Annotated in this window: 19 protein-coding genes, 1 pseudogene and 1 other annotated feature; all 20 genes and pseudogenes read left to right on the forward strand. The window is 36.5% G+C overall.

What is annotated here, in order from left to right; genetic code table 11:
- The first annotated feature begins 1 nt into the window (after position 1).
- The 20 genes and pseudogenes from mraY to ileS2 all read left to right on the forward strand — a co-directional run bounded on the left by mraY (position 2) and on the right by ileS2 (position 19929).
- On the forward strand, positions 2-976 hold the full coding sequence (mraY, locus tag Y7E_RS0110230; RefSeq protein ID WP_017151174.1) for a phospho-N-acetylmuramoyl-pentapeptide-transferase: 975 nt from the start codon (positions 2-4) through the stop codon (positions 974-976).
- Positions 977-2329, forward strand: a complete 1353-nt coding sequence (gene murD / locus Y7E_RS0110235) for a UDP-N-acetylmuramoyl-L-alanine--D-glutamate ligase (protein WP_017151175.1) — start codon at positions 977-979, stop codon at positions 2327-2329.
- Positions 2330-2419: 90 nt separating this feature from the next.
- Positions 2420-3511: a stage V sporulation protein E gene (spoVE, locus tag Y7E_RS0110240; protein WP_026049171.1), complete on the forward strand. Its 1092-nt coding sequence runs from the start codon at positions 2420-2422 to the stop codon at positions 3509-3511.
- A gap of 284 nt (positions 3512-3795) precedes the next feature.
- Entirely contained in the window at positions 3796-4899 is a 1104-nt protein-coding gene (gene murG, locus Y7E_RS0110245; protein WP_017151177.1) for an undecaprenyldiphospho-muramoylpentapeptide beta-N-acetylglucosaminyltransferase, read from the forward strand.
- A gap of 50 nt (positions 4900-4949) precedes the next feature.
- A complete protein-coding gene (murB, locus tag Y7E_RS0110250) occupies positions 4950-5855 on the forward strand; it encodes a UDP-N-acetylmuramate dehydrogenase (RefSeq protein ID WP_017151178.1) in 906 nt (301 codons plus the stop codon).
- Between the two features lie 98 nt (positions 5856-5953).
- A complete protein-coding gene (locus Y7E_RS0110255; protein WP_017151179.1) occupies positions 5954-6724 on the forward strand; it encodes a cell division protein FtsQ/DivIB in 771 nt (256 codons plus the stop codon).
- Between the two features lie 124 nt (positions 6725-6848).
- A pseudogene (locus Y7E_RS34260) lies at positions 6849-6965 on the forward strand (DUF1290 domain-containing protein); the annotation flags it as partial.
- A 158-nt stretch (positions 6966-7123) separates the two neighbouring features.
- Positions 7124-8425 carry a cell division protein FtsA gene (gene ftsA, locus Y7E_RS0110265; protein WP_017151181.1) on the forward strand — a complete coding sequence of 434 codons (1302 nt, stop codon included), beginning with the start codon at positions 7124-7126 and terminating at the stop codon, positions 8423-8425.
- Between the two features lie 39 nt (positions 8426-8464).
- Positions 8465-9622, forward strand: a complete 1158-nt coding sequence (gene ftsZ / locus Y7E_RS0110270; RefSeq protein WP_017151182.1) for a cell division protein FtsZ — start codon at positions 8465-8467, stop codon at positions 9620-9622.
- A 403-nt stretch (positions 9623-10025) separates the two neighbouring features.
- On the forward strand, positions 10026-10943 hold the full coding sequence (gene spoIIGA, locus Y7E_RS0110275) for a sigma-E processing peptidase SpoIIGA (RefSeq protein WP_017151183.1): 918 nt from the start codon (positions 10026-10028) through the stop codon (positions 10941-10943).
- A gap of 19 nt (positions 10944-10962) precedes the next feature.
- Positions 10963-11682 carry an RNA polymerase sporulation sigma factor SigE gene (gene sigE, locus Y7E_RS0110280; protein ID WP_017151184.1) on the forward strand — a complete coding sequence of 240 codons (720 nt, stop codon included), beginning with the start codon at positions 10963-10965 and terminating at the stop codon, positions 11680-11682.
- A gap of 171 nt (positions 11683-11853) precedes the next feature.
- The gene (gene sigG, locus Y7E_RS0110285) at positions 11854-12633 is read left to right on the forward strand and encodes an RNA polymerase sporulation sigma factor SigG (protein WP_017151185.1); all 780 of its coding nucleotides are present in this window, start codon (positions 11854-11856) and stop codon (positions 12631-12633) included.
- Between the two features lie 153 nt (positions 12634-12786).
- Complete coding sequence (locus Y7E_RS0110290) at positions 12787-13065, forward strand: YlmC/YmxH family sporulation protein (protein WP_017151186.1); 279 nt, start codon at positions 12787-12789, stop codon at positions 13063-13065.
- Positions 13066-13181: 116 nt separating this feature from the next.
- Complete coding sequence (gene pgeF / locus Y7E_RS0110295) at positions 13182-13991, forward strand: peptidoglycan editing factor PgeF (protein ID WP_017151187.1); 810 nt, start codon at positions 13182-13184, stop codon at positions 13989-13991.
- A 6-nt stretch (positions 13992-13997) separates the two neighbouring features.
- Positions 13998-14672, forward strand: a complete 675-nt coding sequence (locus Y7E_RS0110300; protein WP_017151188.1) for a YggS family pyridoxal phosphate-dependent enzyme — start codon at positions 13998-14000, stop codon at positions 14670-14672.
- A gap of 19 nt (positions 14673-14691) precedes the next feature.
- Complete coding sequence (locus tag Y7E_RS0110305; protein ID WP_003199801.1) at positions 14692-15156, forward strand: cell division protein SepF; 465 nt, start codon at positions 14692-14694, stop codon at positions 15154-15156.
- Positions 15157-15162: 6 nt separating this feature from the next.
- Entirely contained in the window at positions 15163-15426 is a 264-nt protein-coding gene (locus tag Y7E_RS0110310) for a YggT family protein (RefSeq protein WP_017151189.1), read from the forward strand.
- A gap of 15 nt (positions 15427-15441) precedes the next feature.
- Complete coding sequence (locus Y7E_RS0110315; protein ID WP_017151190.1) at positions 15442-16215, forward strand: YlmH family RNA-binding protein; 774 nt, start codon at positions 15442-15444, stop codon at positions 16213-16215.
- Between the two features lie 91 nt (positions 16216-16306).
- Positions 16307-16813 (forward strand): septum site-determining protein DivIVA, encoded by a 507-nt coding sequence (divIVA, locus tag Y7E_RS0110320; RefSeq protein ID WP_016116021.1) that lies wholly within the window; start codon positions 16307-16309, stop codon positions 16811-16813.
- A gap of 51 nt (positions 16814-16864) precedes the next feature.
- Positions 16865-17089 (forward strand) — a binding site (T-box leader).
- A gap of 74 nt (positions 17090-17163) precedes the next feature.
- On the forward strand, positions 17164-19929 hold the full coding sequence (gene ileS2 / locus Y7E_RS0110325) for an isoleucine--tRNA ligase (protein WP_017151191.1): 2766 nt from the start codon (positions 17164-17166) through the stop codon (positions 19927-19929).
- Positions 19930-20055: the final 126 nt, after the last annotated feature.

Raw genomic sequence — 20055 nt, forward strand, 5'->3', positions numbered from 1 at the left:
TGTGCTTGAACAAGGTTTATTAGTAACGGCTGGGGTAGCGTTCTTAATTTCAGTTGCCCTTTCGCCATTGTTTATTCCATTTTTACGTAAGTTAAAGTTTGGGCAGAGTATTCGTGATGAAGGACCGAAATCACATCAAAAGAAATCAGGAACACCAACGATGGGTGGTATTGTCATTTATGTGTCTATGATGGTGACAACACTTATCATGGCAATTAAATTTAAACATTTAGGTGCGGAAGTATCATTATTGTTATTAGTTACATTTGGCTATGGATTGATTGGGTTTTTAGATGACTACATAAAAGTAGTTAAAAAAAGAAATCTTGGTTTAACATCAAAACAAAAATTAATCGGTCAGTTAGTTATTGCGATTGCATTCTTTGTAATCGCAAAAGGACAGGGATTTGATACACATTTAATGATTCCAGGAACCGATATTAAATTTGATTTACACTGGGCATATTTTATCCTTGTACTATTTATGCTTATTGGTGGATCAAATGCAGTCAATTTAACGGATGGTCTAGATGGATTATTATCAGGAACAGCAGCAATTGCATTTGGAGCATTTGGCATTATTGCAGTTGCGCAAAATCAATATGCGGTAGCTATTTTCTGTATGGCAGTTGTCGGAGCGGTACTTGGATTTTTAGTATTTAATGCAAATCCAGCTAAGGTGTTTATGGGAGATACAGGCTCCCTTGCTTTAGGTGGTGCAATAGCCGCTGTAGCCATTTTATTAAAACAAGAACTATTACTTGTTGTAATTGGCGGCGTATTTGTAATGGAAACATTATCTGTTATTATTCAAGTTATTTCATTTAAAACGACAGGAAAACGTGTCTTTAAAATGAGTCCACTGCATCATCATTATGAATTATGTGGCTGGTCAGAGTGGCGTGTTGTTGTAACATTCTGGTCTGTAGGATTTTTATTGGCAGTATTAGGAATTTATATCGGGGTGTGGATGTAATTGAAAACTGTAACTGACTATCAAAATAAAAATATTCTTGTATTAGGTATTGCAAAAAGTGGCTATGCAGCAGCAACTTTATTAAAAAGTTTAGGTGCAAATGTAATTGTAAATGACGGAAAACCATTAGCTGATAATGTATTAGCTGCAGAATTGCAAGCAAAAGGAATGGACGTTGTATGCGGGGGGCATCCACTAGAATTGTTAGAAAGAAATATTTCACTTGTTGTAAAAAATCCAGGGATTCCATATTCTAATTCATTACTTGTTGCAGCGAAAGAAAAACAAATTCCAATTGTAACAGAAGTGGAATTAGCGTATCGTATTTCAGCGGCCCCGTTTGTTGGAATTACAGGATCTAACGGAAAAACAACAACGACAATGCTAACATTTGAAATGTTAAAAGAAGGACAAAAGCATCCTGTTATTGCTGGAAACATAGGTACTGTAGCATGTGAAGTTGCGCAATTTGCGAAAGAAAATGAAGTAGTTGTTACAGAACTTTCATCATTCCAGTTAATGGGGGTGGAATCATTCCAACCGAAAATTGCAGCATTTTTAAATTTATTTGAAGCACATTTAGATTACCATGAAACAAAGAAAGAGTATGGTTTAGCAAAAGCGAATATTTTTAAAAACCAAACTGAAACTGACTATAGTGTAATTAATGCTGATAATGCAGATGTGATGGCTTTATCAGCAAATAGTAAAGGGCAAAAAGTATTATTTTCAGCTACGAAAGTAATTGAAGATGGTGCATGTATTAAAGATGGTGCTCTTTATTTTAAAGGTGAGAAAATCGTTGAGGTCCAAGACATCGTTTTACCAGGTAAACATAATTTAGAAAACATTTTAGCAGCAATGAGTATTGCTAAATTGTTAGGTGTAGCAAATGAGGCAATTACCCTAGTATTAAAACGATTTACAGGTGTAAAACATCGCCTAGAATATGTAACAACAATTAACAATCGTAAGTTTTATAACGATTCAAAAGCAACTAATATGTTAGCAACGGAAAAGGCGTTATCGGCATTTACACAGCCTATTATTCTGTTAGCGGGTGGTCTTGATCGTGGGAATGAGTTTGATGATTTAATTCCATATTTTGAACATGTAAAAGCGATTGTGACATATGGACAAACTGCACCAAAATTAGTAAAGGCAGCGGAAAAAGCAGGATTAGATATCATTGAAACTGTCGATAATTTAGAAGAGGCTGTAGAAAGAGCGTATTCTCATTCTACAGATGGAGATGTCATTCTTCTTTCTCCAGCTTGTGCAAGCTGGGATCAATTTAAAACATTTGAAGAAAGAGGAGACATTTTTATACAAGCTGTGCATAAACTTATATAAAGTAAACAAAACATCAGTAGGTTAACACCTACTGATGTTTTGTTACATAGAACCAAAAAGCTTCTTCAAAAGAGGTGGTGCTCATTGCCAATGAAAAAAACGCCTGATTTTATTTTAATTATCGTTACACTTTTGTTGTTAACAATTGGAATGATTATGGTCTACAGTGCAAGTGCTGTCTGGGCTTCCTATAAGATGGGTGATTCATTCTTTTTTGCAAAACGACAGCTGTTATTTGCGGGACTTGGTGTAGCTGCCATGTTTTTTATTATGAAAATTGATTACTGGACATGGCGTACTTATTCGAAAGTGATTTTGCTTATTTGTTTTATCCTTCTCATTCTTGTCTTAATCCCGGGAGTTGGACTTGTTCGGGGGGGAGCAAGAAGCTGGATTGGAATTGGAGCATTTTCGATTCAACCGTCAGAATTTATGAAATTTGCGATGATTATTTTTTTAGCGAAATTTTTAGCAGAAAGGCAAAAATTGATTACATCTTTTAAAAAGGGGCTACTTCCTGCGCTTAGTTTTGTTTTTGTTGCATTTGGAATGATTATGTTACAACCAGATCTTGGGACCGGAACAGTAATGGTTGGGACATGTATCATAATGATTTTTATCTCAGGAGCGCGTGTTTTTCATTTTTCGATGTTGGGGCTAATAGGAGTAGCAGGGTTTGTTGGATTAATTGCATCGGCACCATATCGAATGAAACGGATTACCTCTTATTTGGATCCATGGTCAGACCCACTCGGGAGTGGATTTCAGATTATTCAATCGTTACTTGCGATCGGGCCTGGTGGTTTGTTTGGACTTGGACTTGGACAAAGTAGACAAAAATTTTTTTATTTACCCGAGCCACAAACTGACTTTATTTTTGCGATTTTATCTGAAGAATTAGGTTTTATTGGTGGGTCGTTTGTGTTATTATTATTTAGTCTGTTATTATGGCGTGGGATTCGTATAGCATTAGGAGCGCCTGATTTATATGGTACGTTTTTGGCAGTAGGTATTGTGGCGATGATTGCGATTCAAGTAATGATTAATGTTGGTGTTGTAACAGGACTAATGCCTGTTACAGGAATTACTTTGCCATTTTTAAGTTATGGTGGGTCGAGTTTGACCTTAATGCTAATGGCAGTTGGCGTATTATTGAATATAAGTCGTCATTCTCGCTACTAAACCCTGTTTATAAGACAGGGTTTTCGTGTGTATATAAATACAGATTGAAAAAACGACATAAAACCTAATATTTAAGTGGGAGAGAGCGTCCGGCCGAACATAGAAGCGGTCAGTGCTTTTTTAGCCCCATGCTATGTGGAAACAAAGGGAGAAAATGAGTGGAGATTCTTTTTTATTTTCATAGCCGGGAATTATGTGTCGGAAAATCAAAATGGATATATAACGGAAAATATATTATGAATATATAAATTTGAATTTAGAATAGAGAAGCGGAGGAATTTGTAGTGCGAGTATTAGTTAGTGGTGGTGGCACAGGAGGTCATATATATCCAGCTCTTGCGTTAATTAGAGAAATAAAAAAACTACATCCTGAAGCAAGATTTTTATACATTGGTACGGAAAATGGACTAGAAAGTACAATTGTTCCAAAAGCAGGTATACCATTTCAATCCATTGTCATTAGTGGATTTAAACGAAAAATATCTCTTGATAATGTAAAAACAGTGATGCGTTTTCTAAAAGGTGTGCAAGATAGCAAACGATATATTCGACGTTTCAATCCAGATGTTGTAATTGGGACAGGAGGCTATGTATGTGGTCCAGTCGTTTATGCGGCAGCGAAATTAGGAATTCCAACAATTGTACACGAACAAAATAGTGTACCTGGTGTAACGAATAAATTTTTAAGTCGCTATGTGGATAAGGTAGCTGTTTGTTTTGAAGCGGCAGCTGAACATTTTCCAAAGTCGAAAGTTGTAATGACAGGAAATCCGCGTGCATCAGAAGTAATGAATCAAAATGGCATGAAAGGGAAGCGTTCTGTTGAATTATCTCTTTCTAAAAAGTCTGTGCTTATTTTTGGTGGGAGTCGCGGAGCAAGACCGATTAATGATGCATTTGTGGCAGCAATTGAACAATTTGGTAACAAAAATTATGAAGTATTGTATATCACAGGTGAAGTACATTATGATAAAGTCATGGAGGCTGTGAAACAAAAAGGGAATCCGAATAATGTAATCATTAAACCATTTATTCATAATATGCCAGAGGTACTTACTGGTGTGGACCTTGTCGTTTCACGTGCTGGTGCTACAACGTTAGCAGAGTTAACAGCGTTAGGAAAACCAAGTATTTTAATTCCGAGTCCTTATGTGACTAATAATCATCAAGAGAAAAACGCGAGATCAGTTGTCGATAAGGGGGCAGCAAAAATGCTTCTTGAAAAAGATTTAACTGCTGAAACCCTTCTTCATGATATTGATGAAATTCTATTAAATACACAAACATTACAAAATATGAAACTAGCTGCTACGCAGTTAGGAGTTCCGGATGCAGCAAATAAGTTATTTGAAGTGATGAAACAACTTGTACAAAATAACGTTAGGTGAATGCCCTGCATACTACTGTAATACGGAGATTTCATATGGGGGAGATCATCATGAAACAATTAGCAAAGGAACTTATCGAAGCAGAAGTTGGTAAAGTGTTAGAAAATGAGGTGTTAGCTCGTTATACAACTATGAAAATAGGTGGGCCAGCTGATATTCTAATCGTGCCAAGTAGTGTGAGTGGTGTGGAAAAAACTTTAGATTTAGTAAAGAAGTATCACACAAAATGGACAGCAATTGGACGTGGGTCTAATCTTCTCGTATCTGATAAAGGTATTGAAGGTGTTGTAATTCGTTTAGGAGAAGGATTAGATCACTTAGAAGTAGAAGGAACTACTGTACGGGTTGGAGGAGGATATCCTCTTATTAAGTTGTCAACATTACTTAGTCGCCAAGGTCTAGCTGGATTAGAGTTTGCTAGTGGTATCCCAGGAAGTGTCGGCGGGGCAGTATATATGAATGCAGGTGCACATAAATCAGATATGTCAGAAGTTTTAATGAGAGCACGCATTATGTTTGAAGATGGTACAATGAAATGGTTAACAAAAGAAGAGATGGAATTTTCTTATCGTACTTCTATTCTACAAACGAAGCGTCCTGGCATTGTAGTAGAAGCGGAATTGCAGTTAAAAGCAGGAAATCGTAAAGAAATAGTAGGTATAATGCAAAAGAATAAAGACTATCGTCGTGAAACTCAGCCATGGAACCATCCTTGTGCTGGCAGTATATTTAGAAATCCACTACCAAATTTCGCTGGAGATTTAGTGGAAAAGGCGGGCCTACGTGGATATCAAATTGGTGGTGCGAAAATTTCTGAAATGCATGGGAACTTTATTGTCAATGCAGGATCTGCGTCAGCACAAGACGTACTGGATTTAATTGCATTTGTCAAAAAAACAATTAAAGAAAAATTTGGCGTAGATATGCATACAGAAGTAGAAATCATTGGAAGATAGCTGTTATTTGTTCCGCTCATTATCATTTATGGTATAATAAGAAGATAAGAACGGCATGCGTAACATGCCGTTCTTTATGTTACATAGGGGGATCGTACATGAAAAATAGTAAAGTGATTAAACTACAAGATCGTGTACCAAAACTAAAGAATCAAAAGAAAAGGAATAAAAAACCCGTCAATCAGAGATTAATTTTATATGTATCGATTTTATTTTTACTAGTACTTTTTTTAATTTATTTTCGGTCTCCACTTAGTAATATAAAAAAGATAAGTGTTCTAGGGAATCATTATATGACAGATGCACAAGTCATGAAGGAATCTGGAGTTACATATGAAACGAGTTATTTTCGAGTGACGGCACATAAGGCAGAAAAGAATTTAACAAAACGAAAAGAAATTAAAAAGGTGAATGTCAAAAAGCGTTTTCCGAATAAAATTGACATTCACATTCAAGAGTATGTAACGATAGGCTATATAAACAAAGGTGGGAAATTACAACCGCTTTTAGAAAATGGTAAAACACTTGATGTACTACCAAACGGAAAGTTACCTGTCGCAGCCCCGATTTTTGAACCATTTAAAGAAGAAAAAATGAAAGAGTTAATTGAAGAACTAGAAAAGTTAACTCCGACGATTATCCGGTCTATTTCTGAAATTCATTATGCTCCAACGGATTCAAATGAAGATCATCTTACTCTATATATGAATGAAGGCTATGAAGTGAGTACAACGATACAAGATTTTGCAGAGCGTATGGGAAATTATCCACTTATTATAAAGAATATAGAGTCTGGTAGAAAGGCTCTAATTGATTTAGAAGTAGGGGCATTCTTCAAATATTTGGATAGTGAAGAGGAAAAGCAGTAGAGTAGTAGTTTTATTTCTTTTTAAATACAATAATGACAAGTGTGTTCTTCTATGTGTAAATTTCATTACAATTAGAATTAATTTGGTGAAATTATCTAGATTTTCTTCGATTCATATTAGGATTGGTATAAGTTTAGCTTTTCTACGAGTACATCTTAGTGTAGACTTATATTTGGCGGTAATCTTTGCATTTGAAATAGAGTTATTTCAAAATAAAGCAGTTATTCACAGGTTACTGTAATATCAATAAGTGAATGTTAAATAAAAATAAGAAAAATACAGGGTTAAAAAAGGGAAACGCATAAAGACGTTGAATATTTTTCTTATAAATAGTAAAGCTGCGATTGTTGTTCCATATATTGACTTGTATGGTATAAATAAAGAAGGAGGTGCCAAAGAATGAACAGCAATGAAATATATGTTAGTCTTGACATCGGTACATCCAATGTTAAAGTCATCATTGGTGAAATGGTTAATGACGGCTTAAACATTATTGGTGTTGGAAACGTAAAATCAAATGGTTTGAAAAAGGGCTCCATAGTTGACATAGACGAAACTGTTCGATCAATTAAAAAAGCAATTGAACAAGCTGAGCGTATGGTGGGAATTCACATTGAACAAGTTGTTGTAGGTGTGAATGCAAATCAGGTGCAGCTTCTTCCTTGTCACGGAGTTGTCGCTGTTTCAAATGAAGATCGTGAAATTGGAAATGAAGATGTCTTACGCGTTCTGGATGCAGCACAAGTTGTATCAATTGCTCCTGAACGTGAATTTATTGATGTGGTGCCTCGACAATTCATTGTAGACGGTCTTGATGAGATTAACGATCCACGCGGGATGATCGGTGTAAGATTAGAAATGGAAGGCACATTAATTACAGGCTCAAGAACGTTACTACATAATTTACTACGCTGTGTAGAAAAAGCGGGCCTTGAAATTGTTGATATTTGTCTGCAACCTTTAGCAGCTGCGACGGTTGCTTTATCTTCTGATGAAAAAAATAGAGGTGTAGCTCTTGTTGATATTGGCGGAGGATCTACAACTTTATCAATTTTTCAAGATGGAGAGTTACAAGCAACAAGTGTATTGCCTTTAGGTGGAGATCATATAACGAAGGATATTGCTATAGGACTTAAAACTTCAACTGAAAATGCGGATCAAATTAAGCTGAAATATGGACATGCTTTTTATGATACTGCATCTGAAGAAGAGATGTTTACGGTTCCTATTATGGGAAGCGATCAAACAGAACAATATTCACAACTAGAGTTATCTGATATTATTGAGGCACGTGTAGAGGAAATTTTGATGTTTGTTCAGGAAGAGGTCCGGAAGCTAGGAGTAAAACAAGTAGCGTCGGGTTATGTACTTACTGGAGGCATTGCTTCTATGCCGGGTGTTCTTGATCTTGCATATGATATTTTACATGAAAATGTTCGTATAGCAACTCCAGATTATATTGGCGTTCGTGAACCACAGTATACAATTGGGGTTGGATTAATTAAACATTCTTATCAAAAAGCGAAATTGCGCGGAAAAAATGTTCAGGAAAAGGAAGAACATTTTGAACCAGTACCAGCACCAATGCCGGTACAGCAACAACCTGCAAAGCAAACAACTCGTAAGCAAAGCAAAAATAATGAAGACAATGAGCGTATGATGTCAAAAGTAAAACGTGTATTCCGCTATTTATGGGATTAAAATTGCACACGAAAAATGAGGTTCTAGGGGGATTTCGACATGTTAGAGTTTGATACTACTCAAGATCAATTAGCGAGCATAAAAGTTATCGGTGTCGGTGGTGGCGGAAATAACGCTGTAAACCGTATGATTGAGCATGGTGTACAAGGTGTAGATTTCATTGCTGTGAACACTGATGCGCAAGCATTAAATTTATCAAAAGCTGAAACAAAAATGCAAATTGGCGGGAAATTAACGCGTGGACTTGGTGCTGGCGCAAACCCTGAAGTAGGGAAAAAAGCCGCTGAAGAAAGTAAAGAACAAATCCAGGAAGCACTTCGCGGTGCGGATATGGTCTTTGTAACAGCTGGTATGGGCGGTGGAACTGGTACGGGTGCAGCTCCAGTTATCGCACAAATCGCAAAGGAGCTAGGTGCGTTAACAGTTGGTGTTGTAACACGCCCATTTACATTTGAAGGTCGCAAACGTGCAACGCAAGCTATATCTGGGATTGCAGCATTTAAAGATAATGTAGATACAATCATTGTTATACCGAATGATCGTATTTTAGAAATTGTAGATAAAAATACACCAATGCTTGAAGCGTTCCGTGAAGCGGATAACGTATTACGACAAGGTGTACAAGGTATTTCAGATTTAATTGCTACACCTGGTCTCATTAACTTAGACTTTGCAGACGTAAAAACAATTATGTCTAACAAAGGTTCTGCGTTAATGGGTATTGGTGTTGGAACTGGTGAAAACCGTGCAGCAGAAGCGGCAAAACGCGCGATTTCTAGTCCATTATTAGAAACATCTATCGATGGTGCGCAAGGTGTTCTTATGAATATTACTGGGGGCACAAACTTAAGTTTATATGAAGTGCAAGAAGCGGCAGATATCGTTGCTTCGGCTTCAGACCCAGAAGTAAATATGATTTTCGGTTCTGTAATTAATGAGAGTTTAAAAGATGAAATTGTTGTTACTGTAATTGCAACTGGTTTTGATGATAGTGTTACAGTTCAGCCACCAAAACCATTTGTACGTCCAGTGGCAACTACAAATCACGCTCAACAGCAACAACCAACAGCTCAACCACCAAAACAACGTGAAGTAAAACGCGAAGTGAAACGTGAAGAGCCTGTTGTACATGAGCGTAATACAGATTCAGATGATATCGATATTCCAGCATTTTTACGTAACCGTCGTAGACGATAAAAAAGAAGGGAGCTTATGGCTCCTTTCTTTTTTTATATTTAACATCCTTAAATATTAATGTGAATATTTATCCCGCTATTTGAGGGCAGTAAGACCCCCACCTCAAAATTCAGCGAAAGCAAAGAAGTTAGGTGGGGGGCGGACTGCTCGTAAAAGCCCGATGGTGAGGGCTAATAATCAGTGAGGGATGAAGAAAACCCCCACTGATTAAAGTTTCACTTTATATCATCCTGCTATTTGTAAATAGTAAACTTCTAGAAAGCAATAAAAGAATCACTCTATATCCCACGACAGATTATGTCTAGAAACCACAAAATAACAAAAAAACCCCTCCGTAAATTGACACACTTTCCCATTGGATATGCTTTATACTAGTCTCAACTTAAAAAAAGAGGTGAATTGTTTGGTTGTTTACGCCGACGTTATTTGGTTGTTAAACGCCTGCATTGATTTTCTTTTACTTTTATTGACAGCAACTGTGTTGAAAAAGAAGATCAAAAGATGGAGGCTTGTGCTAGGAGCATTTATAGGTTCTACAATTGTTATTTTTGCCTTTACTCCTTTTGCTTCTATGATGACACACCCAATTATGAAACTATTGTACTCGCTACTTATTGTGTATACAGCATTTGGATTTTCTACTTTTAGAGATTATACACAGACTGTTTTCACTTTTTATTTTGTAACATTTATGGTAGGAGGAGGATTAATTGGAACTCATTTTTTCCTACAAACGAATGAAATGGTAGATGGATTAGTTCAGGCGAAAGCAATTTCTTATGGTGATCCAGTAAGCTGGATGTTTGTGATTTTAGGATTTCCGATTATTTATTACTTTTCCAAAAAACGTATTGAAACTGTGGAAGTGACTAAGATTCATTATGACCAAATTGTGCAAGTGAATATTAGACTCGTTGAAAATGAAATTAAACTAGATGGCTTAATTGATAGTGGAAATCAGCTTTATGACCCTTTAACGAAAACACCAGTTATGATTATGCATATTTCATCATTAGAGCATTGTTTACCAACATGGTTAACAGAACAGATTTATTCAAAAACAGAGATTCCGCAAATACCAGAAAATGATTCAGGTTGGGCAACGAGACTACGTTTAATTCCTTTCCGAGCGGTAGGAGTTGATCATCAGTTTTTGTGGGCAATTAAGCCAGATGTTGTTCAAATTCATCATGAAGGAAGCGATATGATCGTAAACAAAGTATTAATCGGTTTAAATACACAGCAATTGTCTACAAATGGAGAGTATCAATGTATTATACATCCAAAAATGTTGATATCACCAAAAGTGACAATCGCTTAATTATGAGAGGTGGGGGAATATGGCAAAAATAAAATTTTATTTCATATATCTTTGGTATAAAGTATTGTTGAAACTTGGAATTAAGACCGATGAAATTTACTATATCGGTGGAAGTGAGGCGTTGCCACCGCCTTTGACAAAAGAGGAAGAAGAAGTACTCCTCAATAAATTGCCCAAAGGTGATCAAGCCGCACGATCATTGCTCATTGAGCGTAACTTACGGCTTGTTGTGTATATAGCCCGTAAATTTGAAAATACAGGAATTAATATTGAGGATTTAATTAGTATTGGAACAATTGGTCTTATTAAGGCTGTGAATACATTTAATCCTGAAAAGAAAATAAAACTAGCAACTTATGCATCACGTTGTATAGAAAATGAAATTTTAATGCATTTACGTAGAAATAATAAAAATCGTTCAGAAGTGTCATTTGATGAACCATTAAACATTGATTGGGATGGGAATGAATTGTTACTATCAGATGTTCTTGGTACGGATGATGATATTATTACAAAAGACTTAGAGGCTACTGTAGACAGACATCTTCTTATGAAAGCACTACACCAATTAAATGATCGTGAAAAACAAATTATGGAACTCCGCTTTGGACTTGCGGGGGAAGAAGAAAAAACACAAAAAGATGTGGCGGATATGCTAGGGATTTCACAGTCTTATATTTCTCGACTTGAAAAGAGAATTATAAAAAGGCTTCGAAAAGAATTTAATAAAATGGTATAAAGTGGCGCTTGAAAAGCTTGTGTTATCAAGGAGAATATATAAAACCAATCGGTATTCCGATTGGTTTTATTGTATTTTTTATTTGAAAGTACTAGAAAAACGGTATGCATAAAATTCCCTCCAAAGGAGATACTTTACACTGTACAGCAACTCCCGATAGGAGGGAACACTTTGACGAGAAACAAAGTAGAAATTTGCGGTGTTGATACAGCTAAACTTCCAGTACTAAAAAATGAAGAGATGCGTAAATTATTCCGAGAAATGCAAAGTGGAGAGATAAGTGCAAGAGAGAAATTAGTAAATGGAAACTTACGTCTTGTACTGAGCGTCATTCAGCGATTTAACAACAGGGGAGAATTTGTTGATGATTTATTTCAAGTCGGCTGCATTGGACTTATGAAATCCATTGATAACTTTGACTTAAGCCAAAATGTTAAATTTTCAACATATGCTGTGCCAATGATTATTGGGGAAATCCGTAGATATTTGCGTGATAACAATCCAATTCGTGTCTCTCGTTCACTGCGAGATATCGCGTATAAAGCATTACAGGTAAGAGAAAAGCTTATTGCTGAAAATTCAAAAGAGCCGACAGCGATGGATATTGCAAAAGTACTTGAAGTGACACATGAAGAAATCGTTTTTGCACTTGATGCCATTCAAGATCCAGTATCACTATTTGAACCAATCTATAATGATGGGGGCGATCCTATTTTTGTAATGGATCAACTAAGTGATGAGAAACAAAGGGACGAGCAATGGGTGGAAGAATTGGCGTTGAAAGAAGGAATGAAACGATTAAATGATCGCGAAAAAATGATTATTCGAAAACGTTTTTTTCAAGGGAAAACACAAATGGAAGTTGCCGAAGAAATTGGGATTTCACAAGCGCAAGTATCGCGCCTTGAAAAATCAGCAATTAAACAAATGAATAAAACAATTCAAGGATAAGGTCTCATCATTTTAGATGAGACCTTTTTATGTGCATGATTGAGATTCTGTTCATAGGAAAGATTGCGTGTTCATATAATGACAATAAAGTGAAACTATTGGCAGAGGGAAACTTCTCGATTACAAATAGCAACATAAAAGGAGAGAATGACAATGATACGGATTTCAGAGTTTCAAATTAAGGATGTTGTAAATGTCTCTGACGGAAAAAAGCTTGGAAACATTAGCGATATAGATATTGATCTGAACACAGGGAAGATTCAAGCTGTCATTATTTCAAAGCAAACACGAATGCTAGGGATATTTGGGAAAGAGGCAGAGTTTGTCATTCCGTGGAAGCAAATTGTAAAAATTGGAGAGGATGTAATATTAGTAAGAGCTGATCATGTCAATTCTGTAACAGAATCAATACAAACACCGACAATTTCTTAAAGAATATTACAAATTCCTCTTTTTTTTATGTTGTCATTATGGAAAAATAAAAGTATGGTAAAATAGACAGGAAGTACCATGCTTTTTTATGTTATTTTATTAAAAGGAGCCGCTTTATGAGAGAACCATTTATATATGAGGACGGTATATTGTATTTACAAGCGTGGAAAGAACTTGGAAAAATTACTGCAGGATTTACGACAAAAGATGGTGGAGTAAGTACAGGCTCCTTTCAGGCGATGAATTTAGGGTTACATGTGAATGATATGGTGGAGAATGTTCATGAAAATAGACGTATTTTAGCGAACAAGTTACAAAAACCATTAGAAAATTGGATTTGTTCAGAGCAAGTTCATGATCATCACGTTGAAAAAGTAGGACAAGGGGAAAAAGGGCGAGGAATCTATTTATATGAAGATGGTATTCCAAATACAGACGGTATTTATACAACTGATACAGATGTATGTTTAACATCTTGTTATGCCGATTGTGTTCCACTCTATTTCTATGCACCATCACATGGTATGATAGGACTGGCACATGCTGGATGGAAAGGAACTGTAAAAGAAATTGCAAAAGAAATGATTCAAAAGTGGAGAGCAGAAGGGGTACCAGTTCATGAGATTTATGTTGCGATTGGACCAGCCATTGGGTCTTGCTGTTATGTAGTTGATGATCGCGTATTATCAGCAGCAAAACAAGCGGTAAACGGACCTGTTCCATATAAAGTGATTTCAGACGGACAATATGCAATTGATTTAAAAGAAATCAATCGTATATTATGCATACAAGCTGGCATAAAAGATGAGCATATTGTGATGTCGTCTCTTTGTACAAGCTGTGAAGAACAATTGTTTTTCTCACATCGCCGTGATCGCGGAAAAACAGGAAGAATGTTGAGTTTCATAGGCTTTAAGGAGGATTGAAAACAAGTGGCAGTGCAAGAAAATTTAATATTCGTAAATGAGGAAATCAAAAAAGCACGTGAGCGAGCAGAGCGCTCGGCACATGAGGTTAAGCTCGTTGCAGTAACAAAAACAGTAGGAATTGAAAAAACAAATGAAGTAATAGAAGCTGGACTTACTGATTTAGGTGAGAATCGTAATGAAGGTTTTTTACAGAAGTATGAGCATTTCGGTTCAAAAGTAAATTGGCATTTCATTGGTTCGTTACAAACAAGAAAAGTAAAAGAAATTATTAATGAGATTGATTATTTACATTCATTGGATCGCATTTCACTTGCAAAAGAGATTCAAAAGCGGGCTACAAAAACAGTGCGATGTTTTGTACAAGTGAAAACATCGTCTGAAGAATCAAAGCAGGGGATACCAGCAGAAGAAACAATTGCGTTTATTCGTGCCCTGCAAGAGTTTGATAAAATTGAAGTTGTTGGATTGATGACGATGGCACCATTCACTGAGGAAGAAGCAGAAATTCGTCATTGTTTTAAGGAATTGCGTGAGTTGCAAAAACAAGTGCAAGGACTAGGGTTATCGTATGCTCCGTGTAAAGAGTTATCGATGGGAATGTCAAATGATTATACGATTGCAATTGAAGAGGGTGCTACATATATTCGTTTGGGAACGATTTTAGTAGGGAAAGCGTAAAAGGAAGGAGAATATTATTATGAGTTGGTCAAAAGTAAAATACTTCTTTTTTGACACACCGGAAGAGCGAGAAGCTTACGAAAAGGAAAAGGAGCAAGCTGAAATGAAAAAACAACAAGATCCTCCAGAGCAGCAGGATATTCCACTTACGAAAGCACAGCCGAAACAAAATATTGTAAGTATTGAAACAGCGAAGCAGTCTTCTAAAGTTGTTTTGCTAGAACCGCGGACATATTCAGAAGCACAAGGTATTGCGGATCATTTAAAGGGAAGAAGAGCAGTGGTCATCAATTTGCAAAGGATGTCAACGGATCAAGCTGTGCGTATCGTTGACTTTTTAAGTGGTACTGTATACGCTATAGGCGGGGATATTCAAAAATTAGGACCGAAAACATTTATTTGTACACCTGAGACTGTGGATATTGTTGGGGCCATTTCTGAGTTGTTCGGTGAAGAGGAAGAGACAAATATAAAGAGGTGGTAATACGCCATGACGATTATTTTACAAGCATTGGTCTTGATCATTCAAATTTACTCCTGGGCGCTTATTATCTATATTCTTCTATCATGGTTTCCAGGGGCTAGAGAATCAACATTTGGCGATTTTCTATCGCGTATTTGTGAACCATATTTAGAGCCGTTTCGGAGATTTATTCCACCTTTTGGTATGATTGATATTTCTCCACTTGTTGCAATTATTGCGTTGAGATTGGCTAGTAGTGGTTTAATAAGTCTGTTTAGTTATTTCTTGTAACAAGAGGTTGGATGAATGAGCATCTATGAGCATTTTAGACCAGAAGAAGCGGTCTTTGTAGATAAAGCGTTAGAATGGAAACAGGTAGCTGAAGAATATCATCAAGTGAAATTAACGGATTTTCTTGATCCGCGTCAGCAACAAATTGTTGCTACGATAATTGGTAATCAAGGAGATGCGACTTTGCGACTTTATGGTGCTACGCCAAAAGCGGAAAGGAAAAGAGCTCTTATTTATCCGAGTTACCTTGATTTAAATGAAGAAGAGTTTCAAGTTGAAGTATTAGAAATTGACTATCCTTCCAAGTTTTATACGCTTGAACATAGGCAAATATTAGGTGCATTTATGTCTCTTGGTCTCACAAGAGAAAAGTGCGGTGATATTTTGCTTCAAGAAAATCGTGCCCAAATTATAGTTGCAAAAGAAATTGTTTCATACATTGAAATGAATTTACAATCGATAGGGAAAATGAAGGTCTCACTCTCCTCTGTACAAGCAGAGAAAGTATTGCGATTGCAAGAAGAATGGAGAGAACAGTCTGGAACTGTTTCATCACTTCGATTAGATGTCCTGCTAGCTGAAATGCTCCATATATCACGGCAAAAAATGCAGCCGCTTATAAAAAGCGGCCTTGTGAAAGTAAATTGGAAAACGGTTGAGCAAACTGCATACGAGTGTTTTCCGGGTGATGTTTTTTCAGTTAGGGGATATGGCCGGAGTAAATTATTTTCTGTAGAAGGAAAAACGAAACGCGACAAATGGAGAGTTTTGTATGGTATACTAAAATGATTAGTTTTTTAGAAGGAAAATCTCTAATTTTGTCGAAGAAAAGATATAATTAAAAGAGGAAAATTTAGATAACTACTTGGAGGTGGCGTTTGTGCCGTTAACACCATTAGATATTCATAACAAAGAATTTGGTCGCGGATTCCGTGGCTATGATGAGGATCAAGTAAATGAGTTTCTTGATCAGATTATCAAAGATTATGAATTGGTCATTCGTGAGAAGAAAGCATTAGAAGAAAAAGTTGCCCAACTAGAAGGGAAATTAGATCATTTCTCTAACATTGAAGACACGTTAAATAAATCTATCGTTGTTGCACAAGAAGCAGCGGAAGAAGTAAAGCGTAATGCACAAAAAGAAGCAAAATTAATTGTACGTGAAGCAGAAAAGAATGCAGATCGTATCATTAATGAAGCTTTAGTAAAATCAAGAAAAGTTGCATTTGATATTGAAGAGTTAAAGAAACAAGCGAAAGTATTCCGCACGCGTTTCCGTATGCTATTAGAAGCACAGCTTGAAATGCTAAACAACGATGATTGGGACAAATTAATTGAGCTAGAAGAAGAAGTGGACGAGCTGTTAAAGAAAGAAGAAACAGTGTAAGCTTGACGTTTTTCTCATTATTACATATAATTTTAAACAACATATTTATTAAGAAAAACGAAGATAGGGATAAGTACCTTTTTCATACCTTATATAGCGAACTGAGGACGGTGTAAGCTCAGGATAAGGAGATAAATGGGAATATCACCCTGGAGTTCCGCGCTGAACAAAAAAGTAAGCGTAGGCGTATATTCGCGTTAAGAATATAAAGAGGACTTTGTATATACATGCATGGTCTACTAGGGTGGTACCGCGGGAGACTTTCTCGTCCCTTTTTGGGGGATGAGAAAGTCTCTTTTTTATTCCATTTTTTAGGGTCTTTCTTTTATACATTCGAGGAGGAATTGAGCATGGAGTATAAAAACACATTACTAATGCCGAAAACAGAATTCCCAATGCGAGGGAATTTACCAAAACGTGAGCCTGCAATGCAAGAAAAATGGGCTGAGATGAACATTTATGAAAAGGTACAAGAACATACAAAAGGTCGTCCTTTATTTGTACTGCATGATGGTCCTCCATATGCGAATGGTGACATTCATATGGGACATGCGTTAAATAAAGTATTAAAAGATTTTATTGTACGTTACAAATCGATGACTGGATACTGTGCACCATATGTACCAGGATGGGATACACACGGTTTACCAATTGAACAAGCTTTAACAAATAAAGGTGTAAAACGTAAAGAAATGACGGTTGCGGAATTCCGTAAATTATGTGCAGAATATGCATATGAACAAGTAAATCGTCAACGTGAGCAGTTTAAACGTCTTGGTGTACGTGCAGATTGGGATCGTCCATATATTACTTTAGAGCCAGCATATGAAGCGCAGCAAATTAAAGTGTTTGGTGAAATGGCGAAAAAAGGTTACATCTATAAAGGACAAAAACCTGTTTATTGGTCTCCAACAAGTGAATCTGCGTTAGCTGAAGCTGAAATTGAATATAAAGATAAAAAATCAGCATCTATTTACGTAGCATTCCCAGTAAAAGACGGAAAAAACGTATTAGAAGGCGACGAGAAATTTATCATTTGGACAACAACACCTTGGACATTACCAGCAAACTTAGGTATTTCTGTTCATCCAGAACTGGAATACAGCATTGTAAATGTAAATGACGAAAAATATATTATCGCTTCTGAACTATTTGACACAGTTTCTAAAACGTTAGAGTGGGAAAATGCTCAAATTGTGAAAACGATTAAAGGTAGTGAACTTGAGTATACAGTTGCGAAGCATCCATTCTATGATCGTGATTCTCTAGTTATGCTTGGTGAGCACGTTACAACAGATGCTGGTACAGGTTGTGTACATACAGCGCCTGGACATGGGGAAGACGATTTCCTTGTTGGTAAACAATATGGCTTAGAAGTTCTTTGCCCAGTTGATGATAAGGGTGTATTAACAAGTGAAGCACCTGGATTTGAAGGGTTATTTTATGATAAAGCGAATAAGCCAATCACAGAAAAACTAGAAGAAGTTGGCGCATTATTAAAACTAACATTTATTACGCATTCTTATCCACATGACTGGAGAACGAAAAAACCAATTATCTTCCGTGCGACAGCGCAATGGTTTGCATCTATTGAAGCGTTCCGCAGCGAATTATTACAAGCGGTTGAAGAAACAAAATGGGTACCAGCATGGGGTGAAACACGTCTTCATAATATGGTTCGTGACCGTGGTGACTGGTGTATTTCTCGTCAGCGTGCGTGGGGTGTACCAATTCCTGTCTTCTATGCAGAGAATGGCGATCCAATTATTACAGATGAAACAATTAATCATGTAGCAGATTTATTCCGTGAGAACGGTTCTAACGTATGGTTCGAACGTGAAGCGAAAGATTTATTACCAGAAGGATTTACACATCCATCTAGTCCAAATGGCGAATTCCGTAAAGAAACAGACATTATGGATGTATGGTTTGATTCAGGTTCTTCTCACCAAGCTGTATTAGAAGAGCGTGACGATCTGCAGCGTCCGGCTGATTTATACTTAGAGGGATCTGACCAGTACCGTGGTTGGTTTAACTCTTCATTATCAACAGCAGTTGCAGTAACAGGTAAAGCACCGTATAAAGGTGTTCTAAGTCACGGATTCGTACTAGACGGTGAAGGTCGTAAAATGAGTAAATCTATTGGAAACATTGTTGTGCCGAAGAAAATTATGGATCAATTAGGCGGAGATATTTTACGTCTATGGGTATCTTCTGTTGATTATCAATCTGATGTACGTATTTCAGATGATATTTTAAAACAAGTTGCAGAAGTATATCGTAAAATCCGTAACACATTCCGTTTCTTATTAGGAAACTTAGCTGACTTTAACCCAAGTCAAGATGCAGTAGCAGCAGCTGAACTACGTGAAGTGGATCGTTATATGCTAGTGAAATTAAATGACTTAATTACAAAAGTAAAAGAAGCATATGAAACATATGATTTTGCGGCAGTATATCATGCAATTCATAACTTCTGTACAATTGATTTAAGTTCATTCTATTTAGACTTTGCAAAAGACATTTTATACATCGAAGCTGCAAATCATCATGACCGCCGTGCAATTCAAACAGTACTTTATGATGTTCTTGTTGCATTAACAAAGCTTGTAACACCAATCTTACCTCATACAGCTGATGAAGTATGGCCATATATTCCTGGTGTTACTGAAGAAAGCGTTCAGCTAACTGATATGCCAGAAGCTGTAGAAGTAGAGGGTGCTGAAGCGCTAAAAACAAAATGGGATGCATTTATGACACTTCGCGACGATGTATTAAAAGCGTTAGAAGTGGCACGTAATGAAAAAGTAATTGGTAAATCGCTTAATGCGAGCATTACTTTATTCCCAACTGCGGAAATGAAACAAATGTTAGAGTCTATTAGTGAAGATTTAAAACAATTGTTTATTGTTTCTGAGTACAAACTTGGTGGAACAATGGAAGAAGCACCAATCGATGCTCCGAAATATGAGCATACAGCTGTTGTTGTAGCGCAGGCAACTGGTGAAACATGTGAACGTTGCTGGGTTGTTTCTGAAACAATTGGTAAAGATGCTGAACATGAAACATTATGTGAGCGTTGTGCAACAGTAGTAAAAGAAAACTATGTAAAATAATGATGTGATAAAAAACTGACTGCTATTACGGCAGTCAGTTTTTTGCATTCAGTAAGGATTTTTCTTAACAGCTGGCAGATGTATGGAAAGTTCGATTGCTTATAGATTTTCTATCAGGCAGGATGA

This window comes from Bacillus bingmayongensis, from assembly GCF_000299035.1.
GTDB lineage: Bacteria > Bacillota > Bacilli > Bacillales > Bacillaceae_G > Bacillus_A > Bacillus_A bingmayongensis.